This window comes from Pseudomonas sp. GV105 (assembly GCF_003058185.1).
In the GTDB taxonomy this organism is placed as follows: Bacteria; Pseudomonadota; Gammaproteobacteria; order Pseudomonadales; family Pseudomonadaceae; genus Aquipseudomonas; species Aquipseudomonas veronii.
In genome coordinates, this window is the sequence record NZ_QBUF01000004.1 from 29,283 (window position 1) to 47,416 (window position 18,134).

Below are 18,134 nucleotides of genomic sequence, written 5' to 3' on the forward strand. Positions count from 1 at the left end.
CAGCAAAAAAGCCTGCATGGCTGCAGGCTTTTCTCTATCTGGCACGACCTGGCTGCGCTCAGCCAAGCGTACTGTCGATCAGAGCCGTGACTGCCTATCAGTCTTCAGACCCTGCTCTCAGCACCGAGACAAAGCGTTCCAATGAAGGATCTTGCTCAGCGTGCCGCTTAATCCGGCCGATGAACATCCACTCATATTCCGCCCAAAAAACCCGAGCAGTCTTGGGGGCTTTGCAGTCGAATACAACTTGATGGATCCCTGTTTCTCGCTGCCGAACGACGACACATTGCTCAAGGCCAACCAACAGTCGTTGCCCTGGCTCCAGGGGCGGAGCATTCAGCGCAAGGCGTTTCTCAATTGCTGTTTTGCGCATGATGACTGTCGTCCTTAAAATTCAGAAACCTTATGCATTGAATCAAAAGCAAAGCCAGCCGCATGGCGGTGTGCCTTGAACGCCAGGGCATCGGGCGGACCCGCGTGGCTCAGGCGCTTCGACAGCTCTGCACACGACTATCCTCCACTGGATCATATGTGCATAATATTATCATGCAGTGATAATAGAAAGGCAATCGACGTCGCCCTGGCCTCAGGCCCGGACGAGGTCTTTTGATTGATTGCCAGGAGGCAGAGACATGCATGAAAGCAGCACTACGTGAGCGCTTGGAGACCCGTATGAAACGTGAAGACGTAAAAACCAAATACGCTGAAGGCATTCAGTTTGATACCCATTTGATTGCCAACCCGGCCAACACCCAGGAGTGGATCGTCTTCTTTAAAAAGGATGCCGGAAGAAGCTTCTTCCTAGTCAATGACAACGAAGAAATCGAACCTTTTCGGTACCTTGATGATTTGATTCATGAGCTGCGCGAAATCGGTATCAAGGTAGCTGAAATTCATTTCTGAATTGTTTCCTTGGCACCTCGCGCATCTACAAGTGCGATCGCAGCAAATAATGATGTTGGATTAACGTCTATTAACGCCAACGTTACGGCAACAAAAGACTGCTGGAGGACTCGAGTATCGGAAGGTTTTCCAGCCAGCGGCCCTACGGGCAGGTCCGCGTGGAGCACACGTAGAAAGTCGCCAGCTCGCAGTGAGCTGGCGCGCGTTTCCTGACGCTCTACTCAGGCACGCAAGTAGGCCACCAAGGCATCGGCGAAGGACTCAGTGGTACCGGCCCCGCCCATATCGGGTGTCACTTGGTCACGGGAGTTTTCCAGAACAACGCGGATAGCAGTACGAATGCGCGTGCCCTTGTCCACCATGCCCAGGTAATCAAGCATGTCTGCGGCGGCCAATAACAATGCACACGGGTTCGCGATGTTCTTGCCGGCGATGTCCGGTGCCGAACCGTGGACCGCTTCGAAGATGGCTGCATCGGCACCGATGTTGGACCCCGGCGCCAAGCCCAACCCACCGACCAGGCCTGCGCACAGGTCTGAAAGGATGTCGCCAAACAGGTTGGTGGTGACGATGACATCGAATTGATGGGGATTCATCACCAACTGCATACAGGCATTGTCGACGATCATCTCGTGGAATTCGATTTCCGGATAATCCTCGGCGACCTCACGCGCCACGTCAAGGAACAGCCCGGAACACGACTTGATGATGTTGGCCTTGTGTACCGCGGTCACTTTTTTGCGGCCTTTGCTACGAGCCAGCTCGAACGCGTAGCGCACGATGCGTTCGGAGGCTGTGCGTGTTACGCGAATGCTTGCCAGAGCGACTTCGCCGTCTTCCGAAATACTTTGCCCTTCTGGCAGGTACGCCCCTTCGGTATTTTCACGCACCGTGATGATATCGATACCTTCAAAGCGCGAACGAGTGCCGGGGAAACTGATCGCCGGTCGGACGTTGGCGTAGAGATCGAAGTGGCGGCGAAGGTGGACGTTGATCGAGGAGAAGCCGCGGCCAATCGGCGTGGTCAGAGGGCCTTTGAGTGCGACGCCGTGTTTGGCGATCGTATCGATGGACGCGGGCGGCATCAGTTGCCCATGCTGCTGCAAGGCCTCCAAGCCGGCCTCAACGAAGTCGTACTGAAGATTGCAGTCAAGGGCATCGAGTACGCGTAGCGTCGCTTGCATGATCTCAGGGCCGATGCCGTCACCCTTGATGATTGCGATGGTTTTGCTCATGGTCTCTTCCTTAACAGCGCTGTGTCAGCCTGCTGTATTGATGGGGTCACTGAGACTGGTGTCACGAGTCTGCTGATAGGCATTGACTGTCTGACGGCTTTCACCGCGGCAGAGTGCTATGTTTCATCCTCCGCGCCGTGACCGCGCAGGTCATTGCGGATCAATTGACGAGCGACCTGAACGGGTGTCAGCTCTCGCTATGGATGCGGCGGTTACAGGTGAGCGCCCGGATCAAGCGTGCAGTCATTTGCTCCATCGATGACGCGCATAACATTAACATACAATGCTAATTCCACGTGGTAGAAAGCAGCGTTTTCCGGATGATACCAAGGTCTTAGAACGCCTGTGCGTGACAGGGTGAGGTCGCTTTTAGGCAGGCATAAAAGGAAGACGGGTTGTGGCTCGGATCATTCAAGAACGGATGATCTTGCAAATGGCGGGCTGTCGATGTTCAGGAGCTGCGGCGGCCGGATGTCCGCCGAGTGCGACAGCTGCCAACCGTGCAAAAGGTCGTGCAACTGCCGCACATCAGCCTGATTGACCTCCGCTTACAGCGGGTAGTGCGCCGGGTAATGCAGCTTCGCAACACCGGTGTCGATAGCGGCCTTGGCCACTGCGCCGGCGATTGCACCGAGCAGGCGAGCATCGAGCGCTTTGGGGAGAATGTAATCGCGCCCAAACTCAAGCTTGTCGACGTTGAACGCTCGCAGCACTTCCACAGGGGTTGGCTCTTTGGCCAATTGGCGCAGTGCTTCCACTGCCGCAATTTTCATCGCTTCGTTGATCCGGGTTGCCCGAACATCCAGGGTTCCGCGGAAGATGAACGGAAAGCCCAGAACGTTATTGACCTGGTTCGGGTAGTCGGAGCGACCGGTCGCCATGATCAAGTCATCACGCGTGGCCATGGCCAACTCGTAGCTGATTTCAGGATCGGGGTTCGAGCAGGCAAACACGATCGGCTTGGGAGCCATCGCCGCCAACGCTTCAGCCGGAAGCAGATTGGCGCCAGACAACCCCACGAACACATCGGCACCGTTCATGGCTTCCATCAACGTGCGCGGGCCACCGTCGTTAACGAATTGTGCTTTGTATTGGTTGAGGTCTTTGCGCGCCGAGTGGATGACACCGGTACGATCGACCATGTACAGATTGCTTTTTTGCGCGCCAAGGCTGAGCAGCAGGCGCATGCACGCCGTGGCTGCGGCACCGGCGCCGAGGCAGACGATTCTCGCGTTCTCCAGCGTTTTGCCCTGAATCTCCAGCGCATTGAGCATGCCGGCCGCGGTGACGATGGCGGTGCCGTGCTGGTCGTCATGGAAGACCGGGATGTTGCACTGTTCGATCAGTGCGTCCTCGATTTCAAAGCACTCAGGGGCTTTGATGTCTTCCAGATTGATCCCACCAAAGGTGTCGGCGATACGCACGACGGTGTCGATAAAAGCCTGGGAACTCTCGGCATTGACTTCGATATCGATCGAGTCGATACCGGCAAAACGCTTGAACAGCAACGCTTTGCCTTCCATCACCGGCTTACTGGCCAAGGGGCCCAGATCGCCGAGGCCCAAAATGGCCGTACCGTTTGTGATCACGGCCACCAGATTGCCTTTTCCGGTAAAGCGATAGACGTTCTCCGGGTCCTTCGCGATTTCGCGAACGGGCTCGGCTACGCCAGGGCTGTACGCCAGTGCGAGTTGGGCGGCGGTATCGGCAGGCTTGGTCAGCGCAATGCCGATTTTTCCTGGGGTCGGGAATTCATGGTAATCCAGTGCAGCCTTCTTGAAGTCGGTAGTCATGCGAGCCCCTAATTAGACGTTGATTACAATATTATGTTAACACTATTATAATACAAGGCAACGAGGTCCTGAGCCACAGACCAGGATCGAGTTGCCGGCTTGAATGCTGCTGACGAAGGGGTTTGTCAGCCAGCAGACCAACGCTATTGGCCCTAAGACTTCAGGGCGGGCCTGTATTTTTTGGCCAATAGAGCCCTCCTATGCTTGAACCCGTTTAGGCCACCTTGCGTGGCCTTTTTTTTGCGCGCTCGAAAGCCCGGCGCGCCATGCACCAAGCACGACACACTAGGACTCGGGGTTTGCTTATCGCGTCTTGGAGCCGCCCTACGCACTTCGACAATCGCGTAAGGGCGTCGACGCGGCTCATGGGGCCGGATCAGCGTTGATCCGTGTCAGGCGATCGCGGAAAAGGATGGGGGGCGTCGATTCTTTCTTTAACAGAACTCAATCTTTACTGACCTGCTCAACCTTTCTGAGGGTGGCTGTCAGAAATGCACTTCGGCAGATTTGATACCCAGCTCGCGAAGCTCATGGATCAGATCATCGAGGCGTCCAAATGACTCCACTTCCTCGTTGTCATTGACCAGAAAATAGCTTCTCCCGGCATCCTTTTTGAAAAGAATGATCCACTCGTGCGTGTTGGCCGGGTTGGCTATCACATGCGTGTCGAAGTGCATGCCTTCCCCGTGTTTGGTTTTGACATCTTCGCGTTTCATGCGCGGTCTCCGAGCATAGGGCTCAGCTCTCTGAGCACTGAATCTAGAGCGTCGCCGGTGTTGTACCGAGGCTAGGCCAATTGCTTTGCTATTATCATAACGTGTGAATAGTATGCACATGCCACCAGAACGAGGCTAGTCATGATTGCGATACGAGAAGCTTGGAAAGCGGGCTTGTTAGGGCGCGAGCATTGGCTTGGAAATATCGTCTCAGGGATCATCGTCGGCGTCGTGGCGCTGCCCTTGGCCATGGCATTTGCCATCGCCTCCGGCGTCAAGCCGGAACAGGGGATCTACACGGCCATTGTGGGTGGTTTGCTGGTTTCGCTGTTCGGCGGAAGCCGGCTGCAGATTGCGGGCCCCACAGGCGCATTCATCGTCATTCTGGCCAGCGTGACAGCCAAGTACGGCGTTGATGGCTTGCAGGTCGCGACAATGATGGCCGGGGCAATTTTGTTGCTGCTCGGCATCACCAAACTTGGCGCACTCATCAAGTTCATCCCTGACCCGGTGATTGTGGGATTCACCGCCGGCATCGGGGTGATCATTTGGGTCGGGCAATGGAAAGACTTTCTGGGCTTGCCGAAAATCAGTGGCGAGCACTTCCACCAGCGGCTGTGGCACCTCATCCAGGCATTCCCCAACCTTCATGTACCCACGACACTGTTGGCCCTGCTGAGCCTGGCACTGGTGATCCTCGCGCCTAAACTGCCGGGTTTAAAGCGTGTTCCCGGCCCGCTGATCGCGATGGTCGTGGTGACGGCGTTGCATGCCTATTTTCAGTTCGACGGCGTGGCCACGATCGGCAGTGCATTTGGGGGCATTCCTCAAGGCCTTCCCCAAATCGGCCTTCCAGCAATAACGCTGCCCCAGGTCATTGAGTTGATTGGCCCTGCGTTTGCAATCGCGATGCTTGGGGCTATCGAGTCACTGTTGTCGGCGATTGTCGCCGACGGGATGGCCGGCACCAAACATGACTCCAATCAGGAGTTGATCGGACAAGGCATTGCCAACCTGGTCACCCCTCTGTTCGGTGGCTTCGCTGCGACAGGGGCGATCGCTCGAACGGCCACCAACATCCGCAATGGCGGCAATAGCCCAATCGCGGGCATTGCCCACTCCCTCACGTTGATTTTGCTGATCTTCTTTCTGGCGCCGCTGGCTTCGGATATCCCGCTTTGCGCATTGGCGGCGATCTTGTTCGTGGTCGCTTACAACATGAGCGAACTGAAGCACTTCAAGCGCATGGTCAAACGCGCGCCCAAAGCCGACGTTGCCATCTTGCTAATCACCTTCGGCCTGACCGTATTCAGTGACCTGACGATCGCCGTGAACATTGGGGTGATTCTTGCCATGCTGCAATTCATGCGTCGCATGGCGTCCTCTGTCGAGGTACAGCTAATGGTCGAAGATGAGCTGGAGGCAGAGTTGCGTACAAATGGACATGCACATCTTCCTCCCGGTGTTTTGGTCTACACCATCGAGGGGCCTCTGTTCTTTGGCGCCGCAGAAACCTTTGAACGTGTTTTGGCGCAAACGCACACCGATCCCAGAACGTTGATTATTCGCCTGAAGCGCGTGCCGTTCATGGACATCACGGGCTTGCAAACGCTGCTCGAAGTCATTGAGCAACTGCACAAGCGCGGCATTGTCGTAAAGCTGTGTGAAGCCAATGAGAAAGTGCTTGGCAAACTCGACCGGGCCGGGATTCTTCAGGTGCTCGGTTCACCGCATTATCATGCCGACTTCAATGGCGCACTGGTCAGTCATACCCAGATCAACGAGAGTCAGGGCGAGACGTAGGAGACAGTGAATGACGCGCGATGAGCAGGCACTTGTCGTGCCCGCTCATACAGGGATGAATTACTTGGCATTGGCCGCAATTTTGCTTTTGGTCGCGTAGGACACGCCATGCGTCTCGAGGTAGTCCCGAATCAGCTGACGAACGACCTGAGAAGGTGTCAGGTCCTGAGACGCGCAAAGCTCCTCAAGGGCTTTTTTCTTGACGGGATCAATGAGCACAGTCAGTCGTGCAGTCTTGTTTTCCATGGAATTGCCTGTCGCCTAAATCGATCAATGATAATCAAATTATAATAGCAGGGCATTCATTTGTCACCGCTTAGGTTCGCCGCTGCACTGTTCGATCCGAAAGCCCGAGCACCTTCGAAAACACATGGTGGTCACGTAGCGGGGGCGATTACCAACTCCGACGGAAATCCTTTCTCCATCATCGAATGAAGCTCAAATGCGCTGGTGATCTTGAGTTTCGTGCCTTCACCAAACAGCAGCGGTAAAGGCCTGGCCGGATCGTATGCTGTTGCTTGTAGGGTTTTGCTCGCCGGAATCATGCCCTCCCTCCTCCGCCATATGGCTAAAAAAAACGCCAACAGCAAAGAAAGCCATCCGACGATGGGCAGCCAGATCACACGAACCCTAAAAAACCGCGAGGCCGAATGGGTGACAGGCTGCGCAAGGTTTTGGGCGAGTCGTATCATGAAAGGACTAGGCTGACATCCGGCTTGCCAACTCTCGCGGCAGAGAAGGTGAGCCGAGGAACGTCGCACGAGCGGCGCTCAATCTTGAGAGCGCAAAAGACCTCAAGACAATCGCCTTCAGGCCTCCCGCCGACCGCCCCACAACAATCAATAAAACAACCGCGGCTCCGGCGCAGCCAGCAGGCTGACCAACTTGGTCAACGCAAACCCCAACTCCGCGCGGCTAGGGCCCATCAGGGCGATGCGTACCCCACGGGTGCTGGCGCTGCGCTGGGCCAGGAACTGGCTGCCACTGACCACGATCACGCCGTTGGCGCGCGCGAGGTTGGCGAACTCGTCGCTGGTCCAGGGCTCGGGCAATTCGAGCCACACATGGAAGCTGTTGGGTTGGGTGCGAATGTCGTACGAGCCCAGTAGCTGCCGCGCCAGGCGCTGGCGCTCCGCAGCTTCCTCCTGTTGCACCCGCACCAATTGCGCCCCACGGCCACTGGTGATCAGGTTGCTGGCCAATTGAGCCATCAACGGCGACGGCATCCACACACTGCTGCGCACCATGGACGACAGCCGCGATAGGGTTTGCGGCGGCGCGTACAGGTAACCGATGCGCAGGGCCGGTAACAAGCTCTTGGACAGGCTGGTCAGGTATACCGAGCGCTCCGGGGCATAGGCCGACAACGGCTTGTGCGCGGGGCGTGTCTCAAGAAAGCCGTAGATATCATCATCGATGATGTACAGGTCAAACTCGCGGGCGATCTCGGCGATTTCCAGGCGACGCGATTCGGGCATGATCGAGTTGGTGGGGTTCTGGTGCGTGGCCACCGTCACCAGCAGCGTGGGCCGGTGCTCGATGCACGCGGCCCGCAGCGCCGCCGGTACCAGGCCGTACTCATCGACCTGCACCCCGTGCAGGCGACGGCCTAGGCTGTGGGCCAGGGAGATGATCCCCGGATAGCAATATTCCTCACACAGAATCATATCGCCGACGCTGGACAGGCCGCCGATGGCCACCAGCAAGCCGTGTTGGGCACCAGCCGTCAACACGATCTGTTGGGCATTGGCGTCCGGCAGGCAGCGCTGCACCCACAACGCGCCGGCCTCCTTATGCACGGAATGGCCGCCGTCGGTGACGTAATCCAGGATCGATCCCAACTCCGGCGCCTGCGCCAACTCCTCGATTGCTCCTCGCAGCCAGTCGCTCATGCAGGCGTCGCAGGGCTTGATGATCGACAGGTCTATCTGCCCGGTATCTACCTTGGAGGCAACGCCGAGTCTGGCCACCGGCGCCAAGACAGCGCGGGTCGGCAGCACGAATGTGCCTCGTCCCACTTCCCCGATCACCAGGCCGCGCTTGGCCGCCTCGTCGTAGGAGCGGCCGATGGTGCCCGGCGTCACTTTCAACGCCTCAGCCAGCTCCTTGAGGGTGGGCAGGCGCTCGCCCGCGGCCAAGTGCCCGGAAGCGATGTCACGCGCCAGTGCGTCGGCGATCATCAAGTAAACCGGCTGGCCATGGCCGCTGTATTCAGGAACCCACATAGGAACGACACCAGAAACAACTGAAGCGCGAAATCCTACCATGAAATTTTTCATAAGCGTAATCGCACAACAATCGACTCAATATTAGTCGATTCAAAACATTACACCGATCAAATACATGTCATTAATTTTCTACCGAAACACAAGACTTCAGCCGTCACCGCAAGGCAACGCGACCGAATTTTGCACGGAGCATCTGCGCCATAGCGGAGGGAAAGTGCAGTCCGGCAGCAGCTGCTGCAGATTTTATTTCCAATTAAAATCAATAAAATCATTAGGTTATGATCAGTCAAGCGAAACAATGTCAATTTAGGTATCAAAAACATATTGAGTCGATTTATTTCAAGGAATTAGAATGATTACATCGATTCAATATTTTTTACCCATCCACATCAAAATATGGAACTTCACCTGAAATGGAAAGCGCAAACCTCAAGACCGCAGTCGACGCCGCCACAGCCGCGCCGACCACCTTTACGAAGTCCTTTCCTGATCGCCACATTGACTAAACAGGTACCACCATGGAATTACTCGGATCGTTCTGGGCCCAGCACTGGATACTGGCCATCATGCTGCTGGGCACAATCGCTTTTGTCGCCGGCTTCGTAGACAGCATTGCCGGGGGGGGGCGGGCTGTTCCTAGTGCCTGGTTTCCTGCTGGTGGGGCTGCCGCCGCAGGTAGCGCTGGGCCAGGAAAAGCTGGTCAGCACCCTAGGCACTCTGGCCGCCATCCGCAACTTCTTCGCCAACAGCAAGATGGTGTGGAAAGTGGCGCTGGTGGGCGTGCCGTTCGCGCTGCTGGGCGCTTACATGGGCGCCCACCTGATCGTGTCGATTTCCCCGGAAACCGTGGGCAAGATCATCCTGGCGCTTATCCCTCTTGGCATCTTGATCTTTCTCACGCCCAAGGATCGGCCGGTACAAGAGCACACACTCAGCAACCGCATGCTCTTCACCGTAGTGCCCCTGACCTGCTTGGTCATCGGTTTCTACGACGGCTTTTTCGGGCCGGGCACTGGCAGCATGTTCATCATCGCCTTCCACTACCTGCTGAAGATGGACCTGGTGTCCAGCTCGGCCAACTCGAAAAGCTTCAACTTCGCCTCCAACATTGGCGCGCTGGTCGCCTTCATTGTGGCCGGCAAGGTGGTGTACCTGCTGGCCCTGCCACTAGTGGCCTGCAACATCCTGGGCAACCACATAGGCAGCGCCCTGGCCATCCGTAAAGGCAACGATGTTGTGCGCAAGGTGCTGGTGCTTTCGATGCTTTGCCTGTTCGCCAGCCTTGGCGTGAAGTACCTGGCTTGATTCAACCCTCAAGGAGAACCTGATGAAAACTGCATTTGTGACCGGCGCTTCGGCTGGCTTCGGCAAGGCCATCTGCCGCGCATTGATCGCTGACAATTACCGCGTGATCGGCGGCGCCCGCCGCGCAGATAAATTGGCGGAACTGAAGCGCGAACTGGGCGAGCACTTCATTGCCCTGCCCCTGGACGTGACAGACGCCGCCTCGCTGGACGCGGCTTGCGAATCGATTCGCGACTCGTCGCTGCACATCGACCTGCTGGTGAACAACGCCGGCCTGGCACTGGGTATCGACCGCGCCCAGAGCGCCGATGCCAAGAACTGGGAACGCATGATCGCCACGAACGTCACCGGCCTGGCCATGGTCACCCACAAGCTGCTGCCGGCCATGGTGGAAGCTAACAACGGGCTGATCATCAACATCGGCTCCATTGCCGGCACGTATCCCTACCCGGGCGGCAACGTATATGGCGCCAGCAAGGCCTTCGTTAAACAGTTCAGCCTGAACCTGCGCGCAGACCTCGCAGGCACCAGGGTACGGGTCAGCAACATCGAGCCGGGGCTGTGCTCGGGCACGGAATTTTCACTGGTACGCCTGGCCGGTGACCAGGACGCGGTGAACGCGCTGTACCGCGACGTGGAGGCAATCCGCCCTGAGGATCTGGCCAACACAGTAGTGTGGATCGCAGGCCAGCCGCCGCACGTGAACATCAACTCGGTGGAAATCATGCCGGTAGCCCAGAGTTACGCCGCGCTGAACATCGCCCGCAACCTGTAGCCCGGGCATGCCGGTGGCTGGCACCAGGGCAGGGATTTATGCCGGGCCAAGCGTTCCAAGCGTTGCTATAACGCGCCACTACCCATGAAGGAGTCTTATGGATACCGCGCGACACCGCCAATACCCTGCTCGCTTTCCGGTAGTCGCCCGTGAATGCAGCTTTACCTAGGCCGTGGCTAAGTGAAACGACTGCAGTGACTTTCATGGGGCTTACCTCTGAATCGAAGGATCAGAGACGCATTCATGCTGTTCACGCTGTGCGCTTTGATCGCCCTGGCGAAATCCAAGGCAAAAAAAGCCTGCATCGCTGCAGGCTTTTCTCTATCTGGCTCCACGACCTGGACTCGAACAGAAAAATAAACATTTGTTCTACAATGAAATTATTCTGTTTTTTAGTCTATACATCCCTACGATCATCCTGATCCAGCCCGTATTTTATTGGAGTTCTTTCGATATCCCTGGATCAGAAAAAAACATTCGAGTTTCCGCTCTTTTTGAGACAACGCGAGCATCTGAGTCATCTCGCTGCCAACCGCCGCCCAATGCTTTGAACGTGGCCACTGCAGCGCGAGCCGATTCAGTTTGTGCCTGGGCTCTGCCATCAGATGCCGCTAGGAGATGCTCATCGGCATCCAGCACTTCGATCAAGCTGACCACGCCTTTTTCATAGGCGGCAAACGATGTCGCTCTGGCTTTCGCATACGCCGACTCGCCCTGGGCGAGCTGGGTCGATTGTTGCTCGCGGTTGATCCGTGCCGAAACAGCGCTTTCCACATCTTCGCAGGCCCGCAGAACGGACTGGCGGTAAGCGGCCAAGGCTTCGGCTTCCTGGCCCTTTGCCAAATCAATCTGGGCGTTGATGCGGCCAAAATCGAACAGCCGCCAGCGTAATCCCTGTGCCGCCGAAGCCTGACTGGCGCCGTTGCTGAACAGGTTCGCGCTGGATACCGATGTAGCACTGCCGAGCAGCGCAGCCACAGACAGTTTGGGGTAGTACTCGGACATGGCTTCGCCGATACGCGCGCTGGATGCCGCAAGACGGCGCTCCGCGACGATCAAGTCTGGACGCCGACGCAGCAGGTCGGCAGGAGCGCCCATGTCCGAGAGGCCTGGCACCTCAGGGATGGGCGCCAGCTTAGTCAACTGCGCGCTGTAAGTGCCGGGCGCCTTGCCCAACATGACATCCAGCGCATTCATTGCCGTGTCAATGCCTGCTTGCAGTACCGGCACGGTGGCCTGCGCTTGGTTCAGCGCGCCTTGGGCCTGGTTCAACTGCAGTTCAGCCGCCAGGCCTTTTGCGTAAAGATGTTCGATGGTGGTGAGCAGTTGTTGTCGTGTGTCGACTTGCCGCCGGGCAATTTCCAGGCGTGCTTGCAGGCCACGGATGCTGATGTAAAGGTCGGCTGTTTGCGCGACCACTGCCAGGCGTGTGGCAATCGCTCCGGCTTGCGAGGCCTGATAATCGGCGAAGGCCGCTTCTTTACCTCGGCGCAGCCCGCCAAACACATCCAGCTCCCAGCCGGCATTCACGTTCGCCTCATAAGCACTGCCGTAGCGATTATAGGAAGGGTCTGAATTCAGCACTTGGCCCAACGGCGTCTCCAATGACTGACGGGCTCGGGCCGCTTGACCGTTGACGGTAGCCGACGGCAGGAGGGCTGCGTTAGCTGCGCCCAAACCGGCGCGAGCCTGCTCGATCCTTGCGCTTGCCTGGGCTAAATCGAGGTTCTGTTCAAGTGCTCGATTTATCAGCTGACTGAGTATCGGGTCATTAAATGCATTCCACCAAGCAGCGAGATCGGCATTTGCGGCGTCCACTTGTCGTGCCTTGGACGTTTGCGCCGAGAAATGCTCGGGCAATTCCACACTGGGTTTTGAGTAGTCGGGGCCCACTGCGCAACCTGCAACCATACCCAAACACAGTAAGACGGCGAAACGAAGAGGAGGATGCATGGGGTACCTGCGAAAGGGTCGACTTGTGACGATATTACAATTTAGTCACAAGTTGTCAACCACCGTTGGGATGAGTAAGCTGCTCGCATGAATCAGCCATCAGTTTCTTCGCCCAGCGCCCGTGGCCCAGCCGATCACGACATTCGAGACCAGATTGTTGCGGCGGCCAACGAACATTTCAGTCAATACGGTTATGGCAAAACAACGGTTTCTGACCTAGCCAAGGCCATCGGCTTTTCCAAGGCTTACATCTACAAATTCTTTGAATCCAAGCAGGCGATTGGTGAAGCAATCTGTACAAATTGCCTGACTGAAATCGTTACGGCAGTGGAGCAAGCCATCAATGTAGACGGCATCTCGCCGACCGAACGTTTTCGGCGCCTGGTCAAAACCTTAATCGCTACAGGTGTGAGCCTGTTCTTTAACGACCGTAAACTCTACGATATCGCAGCGTTCTCCGCGTCGGAGCGATGGCCCAGCTCACAAGTCTATGACGCTCGGATCAAGAGCTTCGTGTTGCAAATCGTGCGTGAGGGGCGAGTGCTCGGCGAGTTTGAACGCAAGACTCCGCTGGACGAGACGGTAGAGGCGATTCATCTCGCTCTGCGGCCCTTCATCAATCCTCTGCTACTGCAGTACAACCTCGATTTTGTTGAAGAAGCCCCTTCTCTCATCTCCAATCTGGTTCTGCGCAGCCTGATGCCTTAAACCTCTGCTGACGGATGCGCTGCGCATCCGTATCAGCGTGTGCGCCTGAAAAAACTAGCTATCGAGCCTCTTTGCTTTGCTCTGATCAAGTGGGCGACGTTCATTCATCTCGGTAGTGACTATTGACAGAAATGGTCACTTGAATAAGCATGGTGCATCCGCTACCGAGAGGTCTTTATGATCCAGCGCCACCGCATGTCACTCATTTTCATTGTCTTGTTGCCGTTTGCCCTAGCGGCCTGCAACGAGGCCACGCCCGCCGATCCTCGCCTTCAAGTGCCCTTGGTACGCATCGGCGTGGTTCAACCCTCCGCGCCTGCAGCACGGGTATTCACCGGTATCGTCGCGGCTCGAGTTCAGAGCGATCTCGGTTTTCGGGTGCCAGGGAAAGTCTTGGAGCGCTTGGTGGACTCTGGGCAGAGTGTCAAACGTGGGCAGCCACTCATGCGTATCGATGCCAACGACCTGACGCTGACCGCGAGGGCGCAGCAGGAAGCGGTGCTGGCCGCTATGGCTCGAGCCCGGCAGGCCTCCGATGATGAGCTTCGCTACCGTGATTTGGTGTCCGTCGGTGCGGTATCTGCCTCAGCTTACGCAGGGATCAAAGCGGCTGCCGACTCGGCGAAAGCTCAGCTAAACGCTGCCCAGGCTCAGGCTGATGTGGCGAAAAACGCGACCGGTTATTCGACGTTGGTGGCGGATGCTGACGGGGTGGTAGTGGATACCTTGGCGGAGCCGGGACAGGTAGTTGGCGCAGGACAGAGGGTGGTACGCGTTGCCCATTCAGGGCAGCGCGAGGCCGTGATCCAGTTACCCGAGACGCTACGTCCTGCGCTGGGCTCGGCGGCGACGGTTGAGCTCTACGGGCAGAACCAGCGTGCAGGCAGCGCCCATTTACGTCAGCTGTCCGACTCTGCGGACCAACAGACCCGAACGTATGAAGCGCGTTATGTGCTGGAGGGGGCGCTCTCCAACGCCACCCTGGGTTCGACTATCTCAGTGTCTATCGCTGACACGGATGTTGCTGATGCCAAGGAATTACAGGTGCCCATGGGGGCCCTCTACGACGCGGGTAAAGGCCCGGGTGTCTGGCTGGTTGAGGGAGAACCGGAGCATGTGGTGTGGCGCCCGATCAAGGTTCGCAGCTTGAATAACGAGGCCAGTGTGCGCGTGACGGGTGATCTCCAGGTGGGTGATCGTGTCGTCGCATTGGGTGCACACCTATTGAATGAGGGAGAGAAGGTCAGGACTGAACTTGCCGGTGCCACGCAAAAAACGGTGGTTGAGGTGAGTCGATGAGCGGCTTCAATCTTTCGGCGCTGGCAGTACGCGAGCGCTCAATCACCCTGTTTTTGATCCTGCTGATTTCTGTGGGTGGGTTGTACGCCTTCTTCAAACTGGGGCGTGCGGAAGACCCGGCATTCACCATTAAACAAATGACGGTGGTCACAGCCTGGCCTGGAGCGACGGCCCAGGAGATGCAGGACCAGGTGGTAGAAAAGCTGGAAAAACGCATGCAGGAACTGCGTTGGTACGATAGGACCGAGACCTTTACCCGGCCCGGCTTGGCATTCACCACGGTTTATCTGCTCGATAGCACGCCACCCTCAGCCGTCCAGGAGGAGTTTTACCAGGCGCGCAAGAAAGTCCTGGATGAGCAGAAGGGGTTGCCGTCTGGGGTGATCGGCCCGATGGTCAATGATGAGTATTCCGATGTCACCTTCGCGCTCTATGCGCTCAAGGCCAAGGGCGAGCCGCAACGTCTGTTGGTGCGCGAAGCCGAGAGCTTGCGTCAGCGTTTGCTGCATGTAGCGGGTGTGAAGAAGGTCAACATCATCGGTGAACAGGCCGAGCGCGTTTTTGTCGAGCTGTCCTACGAGCGCCTGGCGACGCTGGGCATTTCTGCACGAGACATCTTCAGTGCGTTGAACACGCAAAACATGATAACGCCGGCCGGTTCGGTAGAAGCGAAGGGGCCCCAGGTTTTCATCCGCCTGGATGGCGCGTTTGATGACCTGCAGAAGATTCGCAATACCCCGCTGACAGTGCAGGGCAGAACCCTCAAGTTGTCCGACGTGGCTGAGGTCAAGCGCGGTTATGAGGACCCCGCGACATTCCTGGTACGCAACAACGGCGAGCCAGCACTGTTGCTCGGCGTGGTCATGCGCGATGGCTGGAACGGCCTGGATTTGGGGAAGTCGCTGGACACTGAGGCAACAGCGATCAATGAGCAGATGCCTTTGGGCATGAGCCTGACCAAGGTCACGGATCAGGCGGTGAATATTGATGCATCCGTCAACGAGTTCATGGTGAAGTTTTTTGCTGCCTTGGGCGTGGTGCTGCTGGTGTGTTTTCTCAGCATGGGCTGGCGTGTCGGCGTTGTGGTTGCCGCAGCGGTGCCGCTGACCCTGGCGGCCGTGTTCATTGTCATGGCGGCCACGGGCAAAGACTTCGATCGAATTACCCTGGGCTCGTTGATTCTGGCGCTGGGACTGCTGGTGGACGATGCCATCATTGCCATTGAAATGATGGTGGTGAAGATGGAGGAAGGCTACGACCGAATCAAGGCCTCCGCTTATGCCTGGAGCCACACGGCCGCGCCGATGTTGTCGGGGACGTTGGTGACGGCGATCGGCTTTATGCCCAACGGTTTTGCCAAGTCGACCGCTGGTGAGTACACCGCGAACATGTTCTGGATCGTTGGCATTGCGCTGATCACTTCCTGGGTGGTGGCCGTGGTGTTTACCCCTTACCTGGGCGTCAAACTGCTGCCGCAGATCAAGGTGCCTGAAGGTGGGCATACGGCGATTTACGGTACACCGAACTACCAGCGTTTCAGGCGCCTGCTGGGCAGTGTGATCCGCCGCAATGGCCTGGTGGCGACATCCGTCGTGGGCTTGTTTGTTGTTGCGATTATGGGCATGGGCGTGGTCAAGAAGCAGTTCTTTCCAACATCCGACCGACCTGAGGTGCTGGTTGAGGTGCAGATGCCTTACGGCACCTCTATCGAACAGACTGATATGGCGGCGGCCAAGGTCGAGGCGTGGTTGACTCAGCAGCCGGAAGCCAAGATCGTCACCGCCTACATTGGCCAGGGCGCGCCGCGCTTCTATTTGGCGATGGCCCCTGAGCTACCCGATCCATCCTTCGCAAAAATCGTCGTCCTGACGGCGAATCAGCAAGAGCGTGAAGCGCTCAAGATTCGGCTCAGGCAAGCCACGACCGATGGTTTGGCGCCCGAAGCCCGCGTGCGGGTGACGCAGTTGGTATTCGGTCCTTACTCACCGTATCCGGTGGCCTTTCGGGTGATGGGCGCCGACCCCGCAGTGTTGCGGGATATCGCCGCGCAGGTGCGTGAGGTCATGACCGCCAGCCCCATGATGAGGACCGTCAACACCGACTTGGGCGAGCGCGTGCCGGCACTTCATCTCACGCTGGATCAGGATCGCCTGCAAGCATTCGGCTTGACCTCGACCGATGTCGCGCAACAGCTGCAATTTCTGCTCACGGGGGTGCCTGTCACCGAGGTGCGTGAGGACATTCGTTCGGTTCAGGTGGTCGCTCGCTCCGCTGGTGAGACGCGTCTTGATCCATCGAAAATTGCCGCCTTCACGCTGACCGGCGCCCAAGGCCAGCGCGTGTCGCTGTCCCAGGTAGGAGCGGTAGATGTGCACATGGAGGAGCCCATCCTGCGGCGGCGCGATCGGACGCCGACCATCACCGTGCGCGGTGACGTGGCTGAAGGTCTTCAGCCTCCCGATGTCTCCAACGCCTTGATAACGCAGCTGCAGCCCATCATCGAAAAACTGCCGGCGGGCTACCGCATTGAGTTTGCCGGCTCGATCGAAGAGTCGGGTAAAGCGAACAAGGCATTGCTGCCGTTGTTCCCGATCATGATTGCGCTGATGTTGCTGACCATCATCATTCAGGTGCGCTCGATGTCGGCAATGATGATGGTGTTCGCCACCGCGCCTTTGGGCCTGATTGGTGTGGTGCCAATTCTGCTGTTGTTCCAGCAGCCGTTCGGGATCAACGCCTTGGTGGGATTGATTGCCTTGTCAGGGATTCTGATGCGCAACACGCTGATCCTCATTGGCCAGATCCACTCTAATAAGCAAGCCGGTCTGTCGCCTTATGACGCAGTGGTCGAAGCCACTGTGCAGCGTGCACGGCCAGTAATTCTCACGGCGTTGGCGGCGATGCTGGCGTTCATTCCGCTGACCCATTCGGTGTTCTGGGGAACGCTGGCGTACACCCTGATTGGCGGTACGTTTGCCGGCACAGTACTGACCTTGGTGTTCCTGCCAGCGATGTACACCCTCTGGTTCAAGATCAAGCCTGAGCCCGCGCATGAGCTTGCAGCGAACACTCATGTTGCTTGATACCTGCGAGCCTGGGCTGCGGCACCATCATCTGCATCGCTGTGACCGTGCGAGCCGCCGGACGCTAATCAAACTTTGGGAGAACCACCACGGTGTGGCGTAGCCTTAAAGGTTCTGGCTACCGGGGTTGCTGTCAACGACAGCGCTCTGCCCGACCTTTTCTACGCCTGGGGAGAATTCGGCTCAAGGCTCGAATTGTTGGGCGTTCTGCGGCTGCGGATGAAATTATCCACCGATGAAAATCAGAAGCGCAGCTCGCTGGAGCGTACAAACACGTGCAGCGACAGCAAGACCGTCAGCCGAGTAAGCGCGCGGCCTTTATAGGTGTCGATC

14 protein-coding genes and 1 pseudogene are annotated in these 18,134 nt (G+C 57.4%); 7 read left to right on the forward strand and 8 right to left on the reverse strand.

The annotated features are described in order from the left end of the window. Positions 1 to 97 precede the first annotated feature (97 nt). On the reverse strand, positions 98 to 373 hold the full coding sequence (locus C8K66_RS08620) for a hypothetical protein (RefSeq protein ID WP_046382602.1): 276 nt from the start codon (positions 371 to 373) through the stop codon (positions 98 to 100). A 299-nt stretch (positions 374 to 672) separates the two neighbouring features. Here C8K66_RS08620 and C8K66_RS08625 point away from each other — a divergent pair, with 299 nt between their 5' ends. Next, a complete protein-coding gene (locus C8K66_RS08625) occupies positions 673 to 903 on the forward strand; it encodes a hypothetical protein (RefSeq protein WP_017845892.1) in 231 nt (76 codons plus the stop codon). 221 nt (positions 904 to 1,124) lie between these two features. Here the strand turns inward: C8K66_RS08625 and C8K66_RS08630 are convergent, their stop codons facing one another. The 3 genes from C8K66_RS08630 to C8K66_RS08640 form a co-directional block, all read right to left on the reverse strand. Beyond that, the gene (locus tag C8K66_RS08630; protein WP_079444408.1) at positions 1,125 to 2,138 is read right to left on the reverse strand and encodes an isocitrate dehydrogenase; all 1,014 of its coding nucleotides are present in this window, start codon (positions 2,136 to 2,138) and stop codon (positions 1,125 to 1,127) included. A gap of 548 nt (positions 2,139 to 2,686) precedes the next feature. Continuing rightward, positions 2,687 to 3,931: a malic enzyme-like NAD(P)-binding protein gene (locus C8K66_RS08635; protein ID WP_046382600.1), complete on the reverse strand. Its 1,245-nt coding sequence runs from the start codon at positions 3,929 to 3,931 to the stop codon at positions 2,687 to 2,689. Positions 3,932 to 4,416: 485 nt separating this feature from the next. Then, entirely contained in the window at positions 4,417 to 4,647 is a 231-nt protein-coding gene (locus C8K66_RS08640; protein ID WP_017845889.1) for a hypothetical protein, read from the reverse strand. 141 nt (positions 4,648 to 4,788) lie between these two features. Between C8K66_RS08640 and C8K66_RS08645 the strand changes: the two genes are divergently transcribed. Beyond that, positions 4,789 to 6,450, forward strand: coding sequence for a SulP family inorganic anion transporter (locus tag C8K66_RS08645; protein WP_108524637.1), 1,662 nt, complete (start codon positions 4,789 to 4,791; stop codon positions 6,448 to 6,450). 60 nt (positions 6,451 to 6,510) lie between these two features. Here C8K66_RS08645 and C8K66_RS08650 read toward each other — a convergent pair whose 3' ends face one another. The 3 genes from C8K66_RS08650 to C8K66_RS08660 form a co-directional block, all read right to left on the reverse strand. After that, positions 6,511 to 6,696, reverse strand: a complete 186-nt coding sequence (locus C8K66_RS08650) for a ribbon-helix-helix protein, CopG family (protein ID WP_017845887.1) — start codon at positions 6,694 to 6,696, stop codon at positions 6,511 to 6,513. Between the two features lie 131 nt (positions 6,697 to 6,827). Beyond that, entirely contained in the window at positions 6,828 to 7,142 is a 315-nt protein-coding gene (locus tag C8K66_RS08655; protein ID WP_108524639.1) for a hypothetical protein, read from the reverse strand. A 147-nt stretch (positions 7,143 to 7,289) separates the two neighbouring features. Then, positions 7,290 to 8,675: a PLP-dependent aminotransferase family protein gene (locus C8K66_RS08660; RefSeq protein ID WP_108524641.1), complete on the reverse strand. Its 1,386-nt coding sequence runs from the start codon at positions 8,673 to 8,675 to the stop codon at positions 7,290 to 7,292. A gap of 521 nt (positions 8,676 to 9,196) precedes the next feature. On the opposite strand from C8K66_RS08660, the pseudogene C8K66_RS08665 reads away from it, so the two are divergent. Then, positions 9,197 to 9,983 (forward strand): annotated as a pseudogene (locus C8K66_RS08665) (sulfite exporter TauE/SafE family protein). A 22-nt stretch (positions 9,984 to 10,005) separates the two neighbouring features. Beyond that, positions 10,006 to 10,758 carry an SDR family NAD(P)-dependent oxidoreductase gene (locus C8K66_RS08670; RefSeq protein WP_017845883.1) on the forward strand — a complete coding sequence of 251 codons (753 nt, stop codon included), beginning with the start codon at positions 10,006 to 10,008 and terminating at the stop codon, positions 10,756 to 10,758. 435 nt (positions 10,759 to 11,193) lie between these two features. Here the strand turns inward: C8K66_RS08670 and C8K66_RS08675 are convergent, their stop codons facing one another. Further along, a complete protein-coding gene (locus C8K66_RS08675; RefSeq protein WP_108524643.1) occupies positions 11,194 to 12,711 on the reverse strand; it encodes an efflux transporter outer membrane subunit in 1,518 nt (505 codons plus the stop codon). An 87-nt stretch (positions 12,712 to 12,798) separates the two neighbouring features. Between C8K66_RS08675 and C8K66_RS08680 the strand changes: the two genes are divergently transcribed. From C8K66_RS08680 to C8K66_RS08690, 3 genes are all read left to right on the forward strand, one after another. Next, complete coding sequence (locus tag C8K66_RS08680; protein WP_108524645.1) at positions 12,799 to 13,419, forward strand: TetR/AcrR family transcriptional regulator; 621 nt, start codon at positions 12,799 to 12,801, stop codon at positions 13,417 to 13,419. Positions 13,420 to 13,596: 177 nt separating this feature from the next. Continuing rightward, the gene (locus tag C8K66_RS08685) at positions 13,597 to 14,718 is read left to right on the forward strand and encodes an efflux RND transporter periplasmic adaptor subunit (RefSeq protein WP_108524647.1); all 1,122 of its coding nucleotides are present in this window, start codon (positions 13,597 to 13,599) and stop codon (positions 14,716 to 14,718) included. Beyond that, positions 14,715 to 17,801 (forward strand): efflux RND transporter permease subunit, encoded by a 3,087-nt coding sequence (locus tag C8K66_RS08690; RefSeq protein WP_057005945.1) that lies wholly within the window; start codon positions 14,715 to 14,717, stop codon positions 17,799 to 17,801. Before C8K66_RS08685 ends, C8K66_RS08690 begins: the two co-directional genes overlap by 4 nt. Positions 17,802 to 18,134: the final 333 nt, after the last annotated feature.